Source organism: Sphingopyxis sp., from assembly GCF_034380315.1.
Taxonomy (GTDB): Bacteria; Pseudomonadota; Alphaproteobacteria; order Sphingomonadales; family Sphingomonadaceae; genus Sphingopyxis.
Genome location: NZ_JAXMPB010000003.1, coordinates 269,520 through 284,415 on the forward strand (window position 1 = coordinate 269,520; position 14,896 = coordinate 284,415).

Sequence of the window (14,896 nt, forward strand, 5' to 3'; positions counted from 1 at the left end):
CGCGATTTCGGGAGAGAGAAATGACCGCGCCAAAGCGCCCCCTTCCACCGGCACTGACGCGAAACTTGCGCCTGCCCGCCATCGCCGCACCCATGTTTCTCGTGTCGGGGCCGGAGATGGTTATCGCGGCGTCGCGCGCCGGCGTGATCGGCAGCTTTCCGGCTCCAAACGCGCGCACCTCTGCCGATCTGGAAGATTGGGTCGGCCGGATCGACGCAGCGCTGTCGAACGATCCCGACGCCGCGCCCTGGGCGGTCAATCTGGTCGTCCATCCGTCGAACAGCCGACTATCCGAAGATCTGGCGTGCGTGGTGCGGCACAGGGTTCCACTGGTCATCACGGCGCTGGGCAGCCCGGCCCGGGTCGTCGAGGAAATCCACGCCTATGGCGGATTGGTCTTTGCCGACGTGAATTCGGTTGGCTTTGCACGAAAGGCGGCGGCAGCGGGGGTCGATGGTCTCGTCCTCGTCGCGGCAGGCGCCGGCGGTCACACCGGTGCCACCGCCGGGTTCGCCTTCGTCGAGGAGGTGCGCCAGTTCTGGAACGGCCCGCTGGTACTGGGCGGCGCCATCTCGACCGGCCACGCGATCCGCGCGGCCGAAATTCTGGGCGCTGATTTCGCCTATCTCGGCACCTCGCTGATCGCCTGTTCCGAAAGCATGGCGGCTCCTGCCTACAAGGAAATGGTCGTCGATGCAGGCGCAGAGGATATTGTCCCGTCCAAAGGGATTACCGGCGTCACCGCCAACTGGCTCAAACCCAGCCTGATCGCTGCGGGATATGATCCCGCGAACATGCCCGAAGACAAACGACCCAATTTTTCGGACGCGCAGGATGATGCCAAGGCCTGGAAAAATGTCTGGTCGGCAGGGCAAGGCGTCGGTGCGGTACGCGACGTCGAGCCGATCGGAGCCATCATCGACCGCCTCCAGTCCGAATATGATGCGGCAGCTGCCAAGCCGCGCTTTGTCCCCGCCGAAGGAGTGATCGCATGACCGCCGAGATTGTCGAAACGATCCGTTCAACTGTCCAGCCGAACGACCATCCCTATATGAAGGGCGCCTGGCAACCGACCTATAACGAATGGAACGCCATCTTCGCCAATGGCGATGCCGAAGTGATCGGCACGATCCCCGACGACATCGATGGCGTTTACGTCCGTACCGGCGAAAACCAGATTCACGAACCGATCGGACGATATCATCCGTTCGATGGCGACGGCTTCATCCACGCCATTTCATTCAAGAACGGCCGCGCCAGCTATCGCAGCCGCTTTGTCCGGACCAAGGGGTTCGAGGCAGAAAAGGAAGCCGGCCGTTCGCTATGGGCAGGCTTGATGGAACCGCCCCACAAATCGTCCCGCCACGGCTGGGGCGCGCAGGAATGGCTGAAGGATTCCAGCTCGACCGATGTGGTCGTCCATGCCGGGCGCATCCTGTCAAGCTTTTACCAGTGCGGCGAAGGCTATCGCCTCGACCCCTTCACGCTCGAACAGTTCGGCACCGAAAGCTGGGTGCCGCTCGACGGTATTTCGGCGCACTGCAAGGTCGACCTCGAAACCGGCGAGTTGATGTTCTTCAACTATTCGAAACATGCGCCCTATATGCATTACGGCGTCGTGAGCGCCGACAACCGGCTGAAGCATTATATTCCGGTCCCCCTGCCCGGTCCGCGGCTGCCCCATGACATGGCCTTCACGAAGAATTTCGTGATCCTCAACGACATGCCGCTCTATTGGAACGAGGAACTGCTCGAGCGCGACCTGCATGTCGTGCAGTTCCATCCCGACCAGAAAACGCGCTTCGCGATCATTCCCCGGATGGGCGCCCCGGAAGATATCCGCTGGTTTGAGGCTGAACCCACTTACACGCTCCACTGGCTCAACGCCTGGGAGGAAGGCGACGAAATCATCCTCGACGGCTATTATCAGGAAGAGCCGATGCCCAAATCCTACCCCAACGCGCCCGAGGGGTTGGAGCGGATGATGGCCTATCTCGATCAGGGCCTGCTCAAACCGCGGCTGCATCGCTGGCGGTTCAACCTCAAGACGGGGGCGACCATCGAAGAACGGCTCGATGAACGCGATCTCGAATTCGGGATGTTCAACCAGCGCTACGCCGGAAAGCCGTATCGCTACGCCTACAGCGCCATACCTGAACCCGGCTGGTTCCTGTTCCGCGGGCTGGTCAAGCATGATCTGGAGGGCCGCACGAGCGAACAATATGATTTCGGCCCCGGCCGTTTCGGCAGCGAAGCCCCCTTCGCGCCGCGCATCAACGCCAAGGACGAGGATGACGGCTATCTGGTCTCCTTCATCGCCGACCTTGAAACCGATCGATCCGAATGCGTGCTGATCGACGCAAAGAATATCGCGGCGGGGCCGGTATGCCGTATCATTCTTCCTGAGCGCATCTGTTCGGGGACGCATTCGGTGTGGGCCGGCAGCGACGAAATAGGCATGGGCGACAACAGCATATTGGCGGCCTGACATGATTGCCGCGGGAGAGGAAAAAAGGCGCCGCTATCGCGAGAGCGGCTGGTGGGGCGACAAGAGCTTTGCCGACCTGTTCGCGGCGAACGCAGCCGCCTATCCGGACCGGCCGGCGCTGATCGACGCTCCCAACCGCGCCGATTTTGCCTTTGGCGCGCCGCAGCGGCTGACCTATGCCGACCTGGCAGCCGAAATCGATCGGTTGGCGGGCGCTCTCGTCGCCGCCGGGATCGGCAAGGACGATGTTCTAATGGTCCAGTTGCCCAACATCAGCGAGTTCGTCGCACTCTATTTCGCAGCAGCCAAGATCGGCGCGATTGTCAGCCCGGCGGCGGTGCAATATCGCAGCCATGAACTTGTCGGCATGATCGGCATTGTGAGGCCGAAAGCCTTCATCTGCGCAACCCAGGTCAAAGGAAGCGACCATGTCGCGGTCGTGCGCCCGTTGCTGGACGACATCGCGCTAATGACCTTCGGTCCCGACGCTCCCATCGGTGCCACCGATCTGTCGCAGGTAAGCGGCAACGCCCAAGCCCTCGCCGCCCATGTAGCGGCGAACCCGGTCGATGCCGATGATATCTTCACCATCTGCTGGACATCGGGAACAACGGGCGTTCCCAAGGGCGTTCCGCGCAGCCACAATCACTGGATTGCGGTGGCAGCGGCCGGCTATGAGGCGATGAAGGTCGGGCCGGGCGACGTGCTGCTCAACCCCTTTCCGCTCATCAACATGGCCAGCATCGGCGGCATTACGATGTGCTGGCTGACCAGCGCGGGGACGATGGTGCTGCATCACCCCTTCGACCCCGGCATCTATCTGATGCAGATTGCGACCGAACGCCCCAGCCTGACCATCGCGCCGCCGGCAGTGCTCAACATGCTGCTCCAGAATGAGGAACTACTGGCGCGCATTGACTTGTCCAGCCTGCGGGTCATCGCGTCAGGTTCGGCCCCCTTGGCCCCCGCCATGGTTCGCGGGTTTCAGGAAAAGCTCGGCATCATCATTGTCAATGTGTTCGGATCGAATGAAGGGATGAGCTATATCACCGGCGAAGGCGACATGCCCGACCCCGAAAGGCGCGCCAGCCTGTTTCCCCGCCGCGGCCGCTATATCCCGCCCTATGGAGGCGAACGGGCACCCAATATCGAAAGCCGTCTCGTACCGCCGGGCGGCGGCGATCCGATTGAAGCCGACGGCGTTTCGGGCGAACTCCAGATCCGGGGACCATCGCTGTTCGAGGGCTATTATGACGCCCCCGACCGTACCGCCGAAGCCTTCACCGACGATGGATGGTTCCGGACCGGAGACCTTTTCGAGATCGCGGAAAATGGCGATTTCTATCGTTTCGTCGGACGCTGCAAGGATCTGATCATTCGCGGCGGGGTCAACATCTCTCCGGAAGAGATCGACCAGCTCCTGGGTGGCCACCCCCACCTTGCCGAGGCCTGCACCTTCTCGCTTCCCGACCCGACGATGGGCGAGCGTATCGGGCTTGCCTATGTTCCGCGCGGCGATGCCGACGTTGGGCTCGACACCGTGACCAGCTATCTGCGCGACAAGGATCTTGCGGTGTTCAAACTGCCCGAACGCCTGTTCCGTTTCGACGCGCTGCCGCGCAACGTCACGAACAAGGTGATGCGCAGCGAGGTGCGCGAGATGGCGCTGAAATCAATGACAATGGAGGGCTGACATGGCCGGGGACGTCTTTATCCTGGGCGGAGCCCAAACCGATTTCGCGCGCAATGTAGAGCGCGAAGGCGGCGGTCTGTTCAACCTTTTCCGTGATGCCGCAGAGGCGGCCTTTGCCGCGACCGGCATCCAGCCCAAAGAGGTCGAAACCGCACATGTCGGCAATTTCGTCGGCGAGTTATTCGCTGGTCAGGGCCAGCTCGGCGGCTTCTTCGGCCATGTTCATCCCGATCTTGCCGGCATCCCCGCGTCGCGGCACGAAGCCGCCTGCGCGTCGGGCAGTATCGCAATTCTTGCCGCGGCAGCGGAGATCGAAGCCGGGCGCTACGGCCTCGCGCTCGTGCTCGGGGTCGAATTGATGCGCAATGTGCCGGGACAGCGCGCCGCCGAATATCTGGGCGCCGCCGCCTGGGCAGGCCGCGAAGCGCAGGAAGCGCGCTATCTGTGGCCGTGGATGTTCGCCCGCGTCGCCGAGGAGTATGACGAGCGCTTTGGCCTCGACCGGGCTCACCTCTCAGCAATTTCGGCGAACAATTTCGCCAATGGCAAGCGCAACCCCAATGCGCAGACGCGCGGCTGGGCCATCACGGACGATCATCTGGGCGAGAATGACGAGGTCAATCCCCTGATCGAAGGCAGCCTGCGCAAATCCGATTGCGGGCAGGTAACGGACGGCGCAGCCGCCATCTTTCTCGCATCGCGCCCTGTCGCCGAACGCTATGCCCGGCGGCGCGGCATTGCGATCGACGCTATTCCGCGGATCAAGGGCTGGGGCCATGCCACCGCCCCCCTCCTCTATCAGACCAAGGTGCGCGACAGCCGCGACCAGCCTTATGTCTTCCCCAGTGTCCGGCGGGCGATGATGGACGCGCTGCGCCGTGCCGATATGCCCGATGTCTATGCCTGCGACGGGGTCGAGGTGCATGATTGTTTTTCGATCACCGAATATATGGCAATCGACCATTTCGGCATCACGCCCCCGGGTGAAAGCTGGCGCGCGATCGAGGATGGCACGATCGCACTGGGCGGCAAGCTCCCTGTCAATCCGTCTGGCGGTTTGATTGGCCTTGGCCACCCTGTCGGTGCGACCGGCGTGCGAATGATGCTGGATAGCTGGCGACAAGTCACGGGCCAGGCAGGCAACTATCAGGTCGAGGGCGCGCGCAATTTTGCGACCTTCAACGTCGGCGGCAGCGCGACCACGGCCGTCAGTTTCGTTGTTGGGGTCTGACCCCTTGGGCGACGTCTATCTCTATGACGCCGTGCGCACGCCGCGCGGCAAGGCACGGCCCGACGGCGGTCTTGCAGCCCTCAGCCCGCAGGAATTGGTGCGTCAGCAAGCCGCCGCGCTGGCCGATCGCTGCGGCGATGCCGCGACGGCGCCCGATGCGCTAATTCTCGGCTGCGTGACACAGGCGGGGGCGCAAGGCGGCCATATCGCCCTGGTGTCAAAGCTCCACGCCGGGCTACCCGACACGACCAGCGCACTCAGCCTCAACAATTATTGCGTATCCGGCCTGTCCGCCATCGGCCAAGCAGTCGCCAAGGTCGCCAGCGGCGAGGCGATATGCGCCCTTGCCGGCGGGGTCGAATCGATGAGCCGCAGCCCTTTTCTCAGCGACCGCGCGGCGTTTTACGGCGACGACAGCCTGCCCCCGCATCGCCGCTTTGTCCCGCCAGTGCTGGGCGCCGATCGGCTGGCGCATGCGGAGGGAATTTCGCGCGCCGACCTAGATGCGGTCGCCCTCGCTTCGCAGCAGAAGGCTGGCGCGGCGGACGCCGATCCGCTCCTTCAGCGGTCACGGATCGCGACCGGCACGCTTGTGGGCGAAGAATGCATTCGCCCGCAAACAACCGGCGCGGCACTGTCGGCGATGCCCGCGGCCTTTGGCGAATTGCAGGATGAATATTCAGCCGCTCTCGAAGGCGCTCGTTTCGCACCGTTGCACAGCCTCGCCCACGCCCCGCCGATGTGCGACGGTGCCGGGTTGGCGCTGGTCGGCCGCGAAGGCCTGGGCCCGAAGCCGCGCGCCCGCATCATCGCCTATGCCGAAAGCGGCGGCGACCCGGCGGCCTCGCTGACCGCAGGCTTTGCCGCGATGGACAAGGCGCTCGCCCGCGCCGGGCTGACCCTCGCCGACATGGACCGCATCGAATTCATGGAAGCCTTTGCCGTCACCATCGCCAAGTTCCTGCGCGATCGGGCGGCCGATCCGGCGCGGGTGAACGTCGGCGGCGGCCATCTTGCGAAGGGGCATCCGATGGGCGCCAGCGGGGCGATCCTGACCTCGACCTTGCTCGACGCGCTCGACGCGGCCGATGGCCGCTATGGGCTGGTTGCTCCATCGGGGGCAATGGGGGTCGGGGCGGCGATGGTCGTCGAACGGCTGGGCTGACCCCCACCCTTCTGCCTTCGGCCATCAACGTATCTGGCGCTTTTCCAATTTGCGCGCGAGGGTACGGCGGTGCATTCCCAGGCGACGAGCCGTTTCGGAGATATTGAACCCGGTTTCGACCAGCGTCTGATGGATATGTTCCCATTCGACGGTCTTGATCGACGTCGGGCGCGCGTCGAGCGGCGCGTCGACATTGCCTTCCTCCCGACCAAACGCGGCCTCGATATCATCGGTGTTCGATGGCTTGGCGAGATAATAGGAAGCACCAAGCTTGATCGCCTCCACCGCGGTGGCGATGCTGGCAAAACCGGTTAGCACCACGATCCGCATCGCAGAGTCGGTGGCGCGCAACGTCTGGACACATGCCAAGCCCGATGCCCCGCCCAGCTTCAAATCGACCACCGCAAAGCCAGGCCGGTAATCGCGAAGCAGCTCGTCCAGCTCCTCCGGTCCGTGCGCAACGCGCACCTCATAGTCGCGGCGTTCGAACGACCGCTTCAGCGTCCGGGCAAAGGATTCATCATCCTCCACGATGATCAATTGGCGTTGACCGACCATCAGCCTTCTCCTTCTTCGCGCGCAAGCGCCGACAGCGGCAGAAAGATGCGTACCAGCGCGCCCCCCGCATCGCGATTGGCGACGCTCGCGCCGCCCCCCAGCTTGCGCAAAACATTGACGAGCAGGAACAGCCCCAGCCCGCCGCCGGGTCTCCCCTTGGTCGACCGATAAGGCTGGCCGAAATTTTCCAGCATCTCGTCGCTGAAACCGGGGCCGCGATCGGCAATTTCGATAACCGCCATGTCGCCGTCACGCGATGCGGTCATGCCGATCCAGTCGGGCGACACTTCGGCCGCATTGTCCATGACATTGCCGATAACCTGACGCAGCGCCGGATCGGACACGATGGCGACATCGGCCCCGAACAGGTCGTTGAACTCGACCGTTCCGGGCATCCGCCCCGCGCGCGATTCTTCGACGATCTGCGTCAGAAACGCACGAACGCTGGTCAACTGCGGCGCTTCGCCTCGCGCTTCGCCCGCCGACATCAGGATGCCGCTGACGATCGCCTTGCAGCGCTGCACCGCCGCATCCATGTCGGCCAGATCTTCCTGCAGTTCGCGATCCTTGGCCAGCGCGGGCGATGCTTTCCAGTCGCCGATCAGCACCGACAGCGTCGACAGCGGAGTGCCGAGTTCATGGGCCGCCCCCGATGCAAGCAGCCCCATGCGCACGATATGGTCTTCCTCCGCGGCGCGTTGGCGGGCCGAAGCGAGCGCCGCATCGCGGTCGCTGATATTGCGGTTGATCCGGGTCACGAACGCAACAAGCAGCACCGCGATCAAGACGAAACAGACCAGGCTCCCCTGCAGGTAAAGCCGCATCGGATCGTCGGTATAGGGTAGCGGCAGCAACAGCGGCGTCGGATCGATCCGCAGCGCCGCAATGGCGAGCAGCGCCGCCGCGACGATTGCCCAAGAGGAAGCCGGAGTAAGCAGGATCGCGCCGATCACCACCTGCAACAAAAAGAGCGAAGCAAAGGGATTGGCCAACCCTCCGCTATGGTGCAACTGCCAGGCGAGCACCGCCACGTCGAACAGCAGCGCGGCGGTCAGCTCGGCATTGCTGACCACGCGGTCACGGCGCAGCAACACGCGGCTCGCGAGGTTGACCGCAATCAGCACGCCGATCGCGGCAAGCAGCGGCGTAAGGGGCGGATGGATGTGCAGAAGCGCACCGACCGCCGCGATCGTGAGTAGCTGCCCACCCACCGCAAGCCAGCGGAGCTGGATCAGCAGGCGCATGTTCCGGCGGCGGGCGGCGGCCTCGGGCACGGCCACGGTCAGAGCGGACAGGTCGGTCATATGTCCGCCATATTGGACCCGCGCGGTCCCGGACGCCACAGCCGCCAGGTAAAAAACAGGCTGATCAGCGCCAATCCGAACCAGGTCAAGGCATAGACCATGTGATTGTCGGTGAACTTCACAACCGTCAGGCCCCCGACCGGATAGCCCCCGTCATTGAATGCCGCATCGGCGTCGATGAAATAAGGGGCGGCATTCCTAATGTCGCGCGCTTTCGCAATGCCCGCAATGTCGCGCGAATACCAGCGATCGGCCACCGGGTCGTTCGAGCGCAGGAAACCACCGCCCGGCTCGCTGATGCGCAGCAGCCCGGTGACGCTGACAGGGCCTGCGGGATTGCCTTGCAAGCGCGCGGCGGCATCGCGCCGGTCCGGCGGAACGAAACCGCGATTGACGATCAACGTGAAATCCGGTGTCTCCAGCGGGGTCAACACCCAGAATCCCGCGCCGCGTTCGGTCACGGCCTGAACCAGCGTTTCGCGGTCGTGGCGAAAACGCCCCGTGGCGCGAACCCGGCGATAAGCATCGCGCGCCATATCGATCTTCGGCCAGGCCTGAGGTCCTGGCGCGGCGATCGGCGCAGCATGGATGCGCGCCTCGACCTTGGCGATCAGATCATGTTTCCAGGCGCGCCGTTCCAGCTGCCAGACGCCCAAAGCGATCAGGCAGGCCGTCAGGACCAGCGCTGCCACGGCAAAAGCCGCAGCACGCGGGCGTGTCACGGAAGCTGACTTACGTCGTGCGGCATCGGCATCATGTTGGTGTTGAGATGGTGCATCACCCATAGCGATCCTGCCAGCATGATCACGACGACAATGATCGTGAAGACAAGCGAGGTCATCGACCAGCCGCCTTCCGCCTTCGGCGTCATGTGGAGGAAATACACCATGTGGACGACAATCTGAACCACCGCGAACACCATGATGATCGCCGCCGTTGTTCCAGCTTCCAGCGGACGTGCCATCACCAGCCAGAAGGGGATCGCGGTCAGGATCACCGACAGGACAAAACCGATCGCATAATCGCGCATCGAGGCGTGCGGCATCTCGATCTCGTGATGATCGCCGTGATGGTTGTCGGGGCTCATCGCAGCACTCCCATCAGATAGACAAAGGTGAAGACGCCGATCCAGATGACGTCCAGAAAGTGCCAGAACATCGACAGGCACATGACGCGGCGTTTGTTCGCGGCGATCAGCCCGTGCTTGCCCAGCTGGACCATCAGCGTGACCAGCCAGATGATGCCAAAGGTGACGTGCAGCCCGTGGGTGCCGACCAGTGTGAAAAAGGCGGACAGAAAGGCGCTGCGCTGCGGCGTGGCGCCCAGTTCGATCAGATGATGGAACTCGTAAAGCTCGATGCCCAGAAAGGCGGCGCCGAACAGACCGGTGACACCAAGCCAGATCTGCGTGCCTTTCAGGTGACCGCGCTGCATCGCGAGCACCGCAAAGCCATAGGTGATCGACGAGAACAGCAGCATCGCGGTGTTGAGCGCGATGAGGTTGAGGTCGAACAGATCCTTGGGCGCCGGCCCGGCGGCATAGCTGCCGCCGAGCACCGCATAGCAGGCAAACAGGATCGCAAAGATGAGACAGTCGCTCATCAGATAGATCCAGAAACCCAGCATCGTACTGTGGCCTTCGGGATGCGGATGCTCGTCGAGCTCATAGAAGCGCACGGCGTCGTCGGTCGCAGGAAGCGTGGTGGTGCTCATGGCGTCAGGCTCCGGCCGCCAGCTGGCGGGTACGCGCGTCCTCCACCGCAGCGACGGTCGCCGCCGGGATGTGGAAATCGCGCTTGTAGTTGAAGGTGTGATAGATCGCGCCGCCGATCAGCGCGGCAAAGCTGACCCCGACCAGCCACCAGATATGCCAGACGAGTGCGAAACCCATCACCAGGCTGATCCCCGACAGGATGATCCCGGCGCCGGTATTGCTGGGCATATGGATGTCACGAAAGCCCGCAACCGGCCGCTGGTGCCCGCGCCTTTTCATGTCGTACCACGCATCCAGATCGTGGATCACCGGCGTGAAGGCGAAATTATAGTCGGGTGGCGGCGAACTGGTCGCCCATTCCAGGGTACGACCGCCCCACGGATCACCGCTTTCGTCGGCCAGCTCCTTGCGCCGCCAGATGCTGACCGCAAACTGGACGAACATGGCGGCAATGCCGACCGCGATGATCGCAGCACCGATCCCGGCGATGACGAACCATATCTGCAGGCTGGGATCGTCAAAGACGCGCATACGGCGGGTGACACCCATCAGGCCGAGCACATAGAGCGGCATGAAGGCGAGCCAGAAGCCGACGACCCAGCACCAGAAGCTGATCTTGCCCCAGAAAACGTCGAGCTTGAAGCCAAAGGCCTTGGGCCACCAATAGTTGATCGCCGCGAACAGCCCGAACAGCACGCCGCCGATGATCACATTGTGGAAATGCGCGATCAGGAACAGCGAATTGTGCAGCACGAAGTCGGCGGGCGGCACCGCGAGCAGCACGCCGGTCATGCCGCCGACCACGAAGGTCAGCATGAAAGCCACCGTCCACATCATCGGCAGGTCGAACCGGATGCGGCCGCGGTACATGGTGAAAAGCCAGTTGAACAGCTTGGCCCCGGTGGGGATGGAAATCACCATCGTCGTGATGCCGAAAAAGCTGTTGACGCTGGCCCCCGACCCCATGGTGAAGAAATGGTGCAGCCAGACGAGGTACGACAGGATGGTGATGCACACCGTCGCATAGACCATCGAGGTATAGCCAAACAGGCGCTTGCCCGAAAAGGTCGAGGTAACTTCCGAAAACACCCCGAACAGCGGCAGGATCAGAATATAGACTTCGGGGTGCCCCCAGATCCAGATCAGGTTCACATACATCATCGGCGACCCGCCGAGGTCGTTGGTGAAGAAGTTCGTCCCCGCATAACGGTCGAGCCCGAGCAGCGCGAGGCACGCGGTCAGCACCGGAAAGGAGGCGACGATCAGGATGTTGGCGCACAGGCTGGTCCAGGTAAAGACCGGCATCTTCATCAGCCCCATCCCCGGCGCGCGCAGCTTCAGGATGGTGACGATCAGGTTGATCCCCGACAGGGTGGTCCCCACACCCGCTATCTGCAGCGCCCATATATAATAGTCAACGCCGACATTGGGGCTATAGGCGATGCCCGACAGCGGCGGATAGGCAAGCCAGCCGGTCTGCGCGAATTCGCCGACGAACAGCGACACCATGACCAGCACCGCCCCTGCGGTGGTCATCCAGAAACTGAAATTGTTGAGGAAGGGAAAGCTGACGTCGCGCGCACCGATCTGCAGCGGGACGATATAGTTCATCAACCCGGTGATGAAGGGCATCGCAACAAAGAAGATCATGATCACCCCATGTGCGGTGAAGATCTGATCATAATGGTGCGCGTTCAAATAGCCTTCGGAGCCGCCGAACGCCATCGCCTGCTGGATGCGCATCATGATCGCGTCGGCAAAGCCGCGGATGAACATGACAAGGCCCAGGATCATGTACATGATCCCGATCCGCTTGTGATCGACGGTGGTGAACCATTCTTTCCAAAGATAGCCCCACAGGCGATATTTGGTGATCAGGGCCAGCGTCGCGATGCCGCCGATGACGACCGCGGCAAAGGTAAAGATCAGGATCGGTTCGTGAAGCGGAATCGCGTTGAGCGACAGGCGGCCCAGAAAGGGGCCGGTTTCGGGGGCGGGATGCGGGGTCATGGTGGTCTCGATCGGATCAGGACATCGGACGGGAAGAAGCGGCGTTCAGCGCGGTCTGCGGCGGCGGGTCGCTCGGCCGTCTCAGCCCGGCGCCGGTCAGCGGCGCAAGATCGACGGGGGTGGCGTCCGGCTTGTCGTTCGACATGATCGGCGAACTGCACAGCGCGGCGACATAGCGCGCGCTCCAGCGCGCAAGGTCGGCGGTGCCGCGCGCGGCGAATTTATCATAGGTCACGGCACGGACATTGCCGATCCCGGCAATGCCGGCGCCGCCCGCGGCATCGATCGACATCATATCGTGCATGCACATCTTGCCGGGTTCAACGCACATGTTGACGACCGCGTCGAAAAGCTGCGGTTCGACCGAGGCAAAATGCTGCACCGGTTCCTTTTCGCTCGGCTTCTCCAGCTTCAGATAGGCTAGGCGATCGAGCGCCGACGAACCCTTCTTCGCGCTTGCCACCCATTGTTCGAACTCGGCGGCAGGCAGGCTCTTCACAGCAAAGCGCATATTCGAAAAGCCCGCGCCCGAATAATTGGCCGAAAACCCTACATAATCGCCGGTTTCGTTGAACACGCCGTGCAGCTTGGTTTCCATTCCCGGCATCGCGTAAATCTGACCCGCGAGCGCCGGGATATAAAAGCTGTTCATCACCGACGAGGCCGAGATGCGAAAGCGCAGCGGCCGATCGACCGGCGCCGCCAGCTCATTGACCGTCGCAATCCCCTGTTCGGGATAGATGAACAGCCATTTCCAGTCGAGCGCGACGACCTGGACGTCGAGCGGCTTGACCTTTTCCGTCACCGCCTGCCCCGGCGCGGTGCGCGCGAGCGGGCGATAGGGGTCAAGAAGATGCGTCGCGACCCAGGTGACCGCGCCCAGACAAATGATGATCAGCAGCGGCGCCGCCCAGATCACCAGCTCAAGCTGGGTCGAATGATCCCAGTCGGGCTTGTAGGTCGCCTGCTTGTTCGAAGCGCGATAGCGCCACGCAAAAAAGATGGTCAGCGCCATCACCGGCACGATGATCAGCAGCATCAGCACCGTCGAAATGACGATCAGATCGCCCTGCTGCTGCGCGACATCGCCCGCCGGATCGAGAACAACCAGGCCGCAACCCGACAGAAAGGGCAGCAGCGCCAGCGGTGAAAGACGCCGGATCAGCGAAGGGATTCGGGGGGAGAGCGTGGCCATGCCGCGCGCCTAGGCCCGCTTTGCTGCACCGCACATAGGACATTTTGTCCAATCCCTTGATTGCGATCAATGACGCAGGGGCGTTTCCCTGAATGGGGCCTTTGCCCTAAAATACCGACTCGCGCCGCGATCCCGTTTGTTTTGGAAAGGGCGCCCGATGCAGGACCCGCAACCCATGTCTGCCGACACCGTGCCCTCCACCCAGGCCGAACGCGACGCGCGCGCGCTTCACGACGATGGCCACGCCATCGCGCCCGCCGAGATCGCAATCGGCGTCATCATCGGCCGCACGTCGGAGTTTTTCGACTTTTTCGTCTATGCGATCGCGTCGGTGCTGGTGTTCCCAAAACTGGTCTTTCCCTATATGGACCCGCTGCAAGGCACGCTCTGGTCCTTCGCGATCTTCGCCCTCGCCTTTGTCGCGCGCCCCTTTGGCACCATTATCTTTACCGCGATCGACCGCGCCTATGGCCGCGGCGCCAAGCTGACGGTCGCGCTGTTCCTGCTCGGCGGATCGACCGCCGCGATCGCCTTCCTGCCCGGCTATGAATCGATCGGCGTCGCCTCTGCGTTGCTGCTCGCGCTGTTCCGCATGGGCCAGGGCGTCGCGCTCGGCGGTTCGTGGGACGGGCTCGCCTCGCTGCTCGCGCTCAACGCGCCAGAGGGCAAGCGCGGCTGGTATGCGATGATCCCACAGCTCGGCGCGCCGCTCGGCCTGATCGTCGCCAGCCTGCTGTTCATGTTCCTGATCGCCTCGCTGCCCGCGCAGGATTTCCTTGCCTGGGGCTGGCGCTATCCCTTCTTCGTCGCCTTTGCGATCAACGTCGTCGCGCTGTTCGCGCGGCTGCGCATCGTGGTGACGCCCGAATATGCGCGGCTGTTCGAAAACCGCGACCTTCAACCCGCCCCGCTCACCGAAACGCTGCGTTCGGACTGGAAGGTGATTGCGGCGGGCGCTTTCGCTCCCCTCGCCAGCTTTGCCATGTTCCACATGGTCACCGTCTATCCGCTGTCGTGGGTGTTCCTGTTCACCGACGAAACCCCGGCGCGCTTCCTGGCGATCGAGGCGGTCGCTGCGGTGGTCGGCGTCTTTGCGATCATCGCGTCGGGTTATCTCGCCGATCGCGTCGGCCGCCGCACCGTGCTCGGCGTCACGGCCGCCGCGATTGCGGCATTCAGCGGCTTTGCCCCACAGCTTCTCGATGGCGGCGAGCTGGGCGAAGCTGCGTTCATGATCCTCGGCTTTGCGCTGCTCGGCCTGTCTTTCGGTCAGTCGTCGGGCGCGCTGTCCGCGAATTTCCTGCCGCGCCACCGCTATACCGGTTCAGCCTTCACGTCCGACCTTGCCTGGCTGTTCGGCGCCGGCTTTGCTCCGCTCGTTGCGCTGTGGTTGTCGAGCCAGTTCGGCCTGATCGCCGCCGGCGGCTATCTCTTGTCGGGGGCAATCGGCACGCTCGTCGCATTGTGGATGAACCGCGAACTTGCACGCACCATCGGCTGACCGACGGAAAAGGCGGTGCGATCCGACATGGACCGCC

The 14,896-nt window shown here is 63.2% G+C and carries 13 protein-coding genes; 6 read left to right on the forward strand and 7 right to left on the reverse strand.

All coding sequences use genetic code 11. The annotated features are described in order from the left end of the window. The first annotated feature begins 20 nt into the window (after nt 1-20). The 5 genes from U0S50_RS07265 to U0S50_RS07285 are packed head-to-tail and all read left to right on the forward strand — an operon-like array spanning nt 21 to nt 6,577. Nucleotides 21-995 (forward strand): nitronate monooxygenase, encoded by a 975-nt coding sequence (locus U0S50_RS07265; protein WP_322308100.1) that lies wholly within the window; start codon nt 21-23, stop codon nt 993-995. Then, a complete protein-coding gene (locus U0S50_RS07270; RefSeq protein WP_322308101.1) occupies nt 992-2,488 on the forward strand; it encodes a carotenoid oxygenase family protein in 1,497 nt (498 codons plus the stop codon). The genes U0S50_RS07265 and U0S50_RS07270 overlap by 4 nt, the downstream gene beginning before the upstream one ends. Nucleotide 2,489: 1 nt before the next feature. Continuing rightward, nucleotides 2,490-4,181 (forward strand): class I adenylate-forming enzyme family protein, encoded by a 1,692-nt coding sequence (locus U0S50_RS07275; RefSeq protein ID WP_322308102.1) that lies wholly within the window; start codon nt 2,490-2,492, stop codon nt 4,179-4,181. 1 nt (nt 4,182) lies between these two features. Then, the gene (locus U0S50_RS07280) at nt 4,183-5,412 is read left to right on the forward strand and encodes an acetyl-CoA acetyltransferase (RefSeq protein WP_322308103.1); all 1,230 of its coding nucleotides are present in this window, start codon (nt 4,183-4,185) and stop codon (nt 5,410-5,412) included. 4 nt (nt 5,413-5,416) lie between these two features. Then, nucleotides 5,417-6,577 carry an acetyl-CoA C-acyltransferase gene (locus U0S50_RS07285; protein WP_322308104.1) on the forward strand — a complete coding sequence of 387 codons (1,161 nt, stop codon included), beginning with the start codon at nt 5,417-5,419 and terminating at the stop codon, nt 6,575-6,577. A 24-nt stretch (nt 6,578-6,601) separates the two neighbouring features. On the opposite strand, the gene U0S50_RS07290 is transcribed toward U0S50_RS07285, so the two are convergent. From U0S50_RS07290 to cyoA, 7 genes are read right to left on the reverse strand one after another with little or no spacing between them, the layout of a single operon-like run. After that, on the reverse strand, nt 6,602-7,135 hold the full coding sequence (locus U0S50_RS07290) for a response regulator transcription factor (RefSeq protein WP_322308105.1): 534 nt from the start codon (nt 7,133-7,135) through the stop codon (nt 6,602-6,604). Continuing rightward, nucleotides 7,135-8,439 (reverse strand): ATP-binding protein, encoded by a 1,305-nt coding sequence (locus U0S50_RS07295; protein ID WP_322308106.1) that lies wholly within the window; start codon nt 8,437-8,439, stop codon nt 7,135-7,137. Before U0S50_RS07295 ends, U0S50_RS07290 begins: the two co-directional genes overlap by 1 nt. Beyond that, the gene (locus U0S50_RS07300; RefSeq protein WP_322308107.1) at nt 8,436-9,161 is read right to left on the reverse strand and encodes an SURF1 family protein; all 726 of its coding nucleotides are present in this window, start codon (nt 9,159-9,161) and stop codon (nt 8,436-8,438) included. The genes U0S50_RS07295 and U0S50_RS07300 overlap by 4 nt, the downstream gene beginning before the upstream one ends. Next, the gene (cyoD, locus tag U0S50_RS07305; RefSeq protein WP_322308108.1) at nt 9,158-9,526 is read right to left on the reverse strand and encodes a cytochrome o ubiquinol oxidase subunit IV; all 369 of its coding nucleotides are present in this window, start codon (nt 9,524-9,526) and stop codon (nt 9,158-9,160) included. The genes U0S50_RS07300 and cyoD overlap by 4 nt, the downstream gene beginning before the upstream one ends. Beyond that, a complete protein-coding gene (gene cyoC, locus U0S50_RS07310; RefSeq protein WP_322308109.1) occupies nt 9,523-10,152 on the reverse strand; it encodes a cytochrome o ubiquinol oxidase subunit III in 630 nt (209 codons plus the stop codon). Before cyoC ends, cyoD begins: the two co-directional genes overlap by 4 nt. A gap of 4 nt (nt 10,153-10,156) precedes the next feature. After that, a complete protein-coding gene (gene cyoB / locus U0S50_RS07315) occupies nt 10,157-12,163 on the reverse strand; it encodes a cytochrome o ubiquinol oxidase subunit I (RefSeq protein WP_322308110.1) in 2,007 nt (668 codons plus the stop codon). A 16-nt stretch (nt 12,164-12,179) separates the two neighbouring features. Then, on the reverse strand, nt 12,180-13,358 hold the full coding sequence (gene cyoA / locus U0S50_RS07320; RefSeq protein WP_322308111.1) for a ubiquinol oxidase subunit II: 1,179 nt from the start codon (nt 13,356-13,358) through the stop codon (nt 12,180-12,182). 175 nt (nt 13,359-13,533) lie between these two features. Here cyoA and U0S50_RS07325 point away from each other — a divergent pair, with 175 nt between their 5' ends. Further along, complete coding sequence (locus tag U0S50_RS07325) at nt 13,534-14,859, forward strand: MFS transporter (protein WP_322308112.1); 1,326 nt, start codon at nt 13,534-13,536, stop codon at nt 14,857-14,859. The last annotated feature ends 37 nt before the right edge of the window (nt 14,860-14,896 follow it).

Coding starts and splice junctions, on each gene's coding strand:
- cyoC (WP_322308109.1), bottom strand. CDS start 10,152: ATGAGCACCACCACGCTTCCTGCGACCGACGACGCCGTGCGCTTCTAT.
- U0S50_RS07265 (WP_322308100.1), top strand. CDS start 21: ATGACCGCGCCAAAGCGCCCCCTTCCACCGGCACTGACGCGAAACTTG.
- U0S50_RS07270 (WP_322308101.1), top strand. CDS start 992: ATGACCGCCGAGATTGTCGAAACGATCCGTTCAACTGTCCAGCCGAAC.
- U0S50_RS07280 (WP_322308103.1), top strand. CDS start 4,183: ATGGCCGGGGACGTCTTTATCCTGGGCGGAGCCCAAACCGATTTCGCG.
- U0S50_RS07290 (WP_322308105.1), bottom strand. CDS start 7,135: ATGGTCGGTCAACGCCAATTGATCATCGTGGAGGATGATGAATCCTTT.
- cyoB (WP_322308110.1), bottom strand. CDS start 12,163: ATGACCCCGCATCCCGCCCCCGAAACCGGCCCCTTTCTGGGCCGCCTG.
- cyoD (WP_322308108.1), bottom strand. CDS start 9,526: ATGAGCCCCGACAACCATCACGGCGATCATCACGAGATCGAGATGCCG.
- U0S50_RS07325 (WP_322308112.1), top strand. CDS start 13,534: ATGTCTGCCGACACCGTGCCCTCCACCCAGGCCGAACGCGACGCGCGC.
- U0S50_RS07275 (WP_322308102.1), top strand. CDS start 2,490: ATGATTGCCGCGGGAGAGGAAAAAAGGCGCCGCTATCGCGAGAGCGGC.
- cyoA (WP_322308111.1), bottom strand. CDS start 13,358: ATGGCCACGCTCTCCCCCCGAATCCCTTCGCTGATCCGGCGTCTTTCA.
- U0S50_RS07295 (WP_322308106.1), bottom strand. CDS start 8,439: ATGACCGACCTGTCCGCTCTGACCGTGGCCGTGCCCGAGGCCGCCGCC.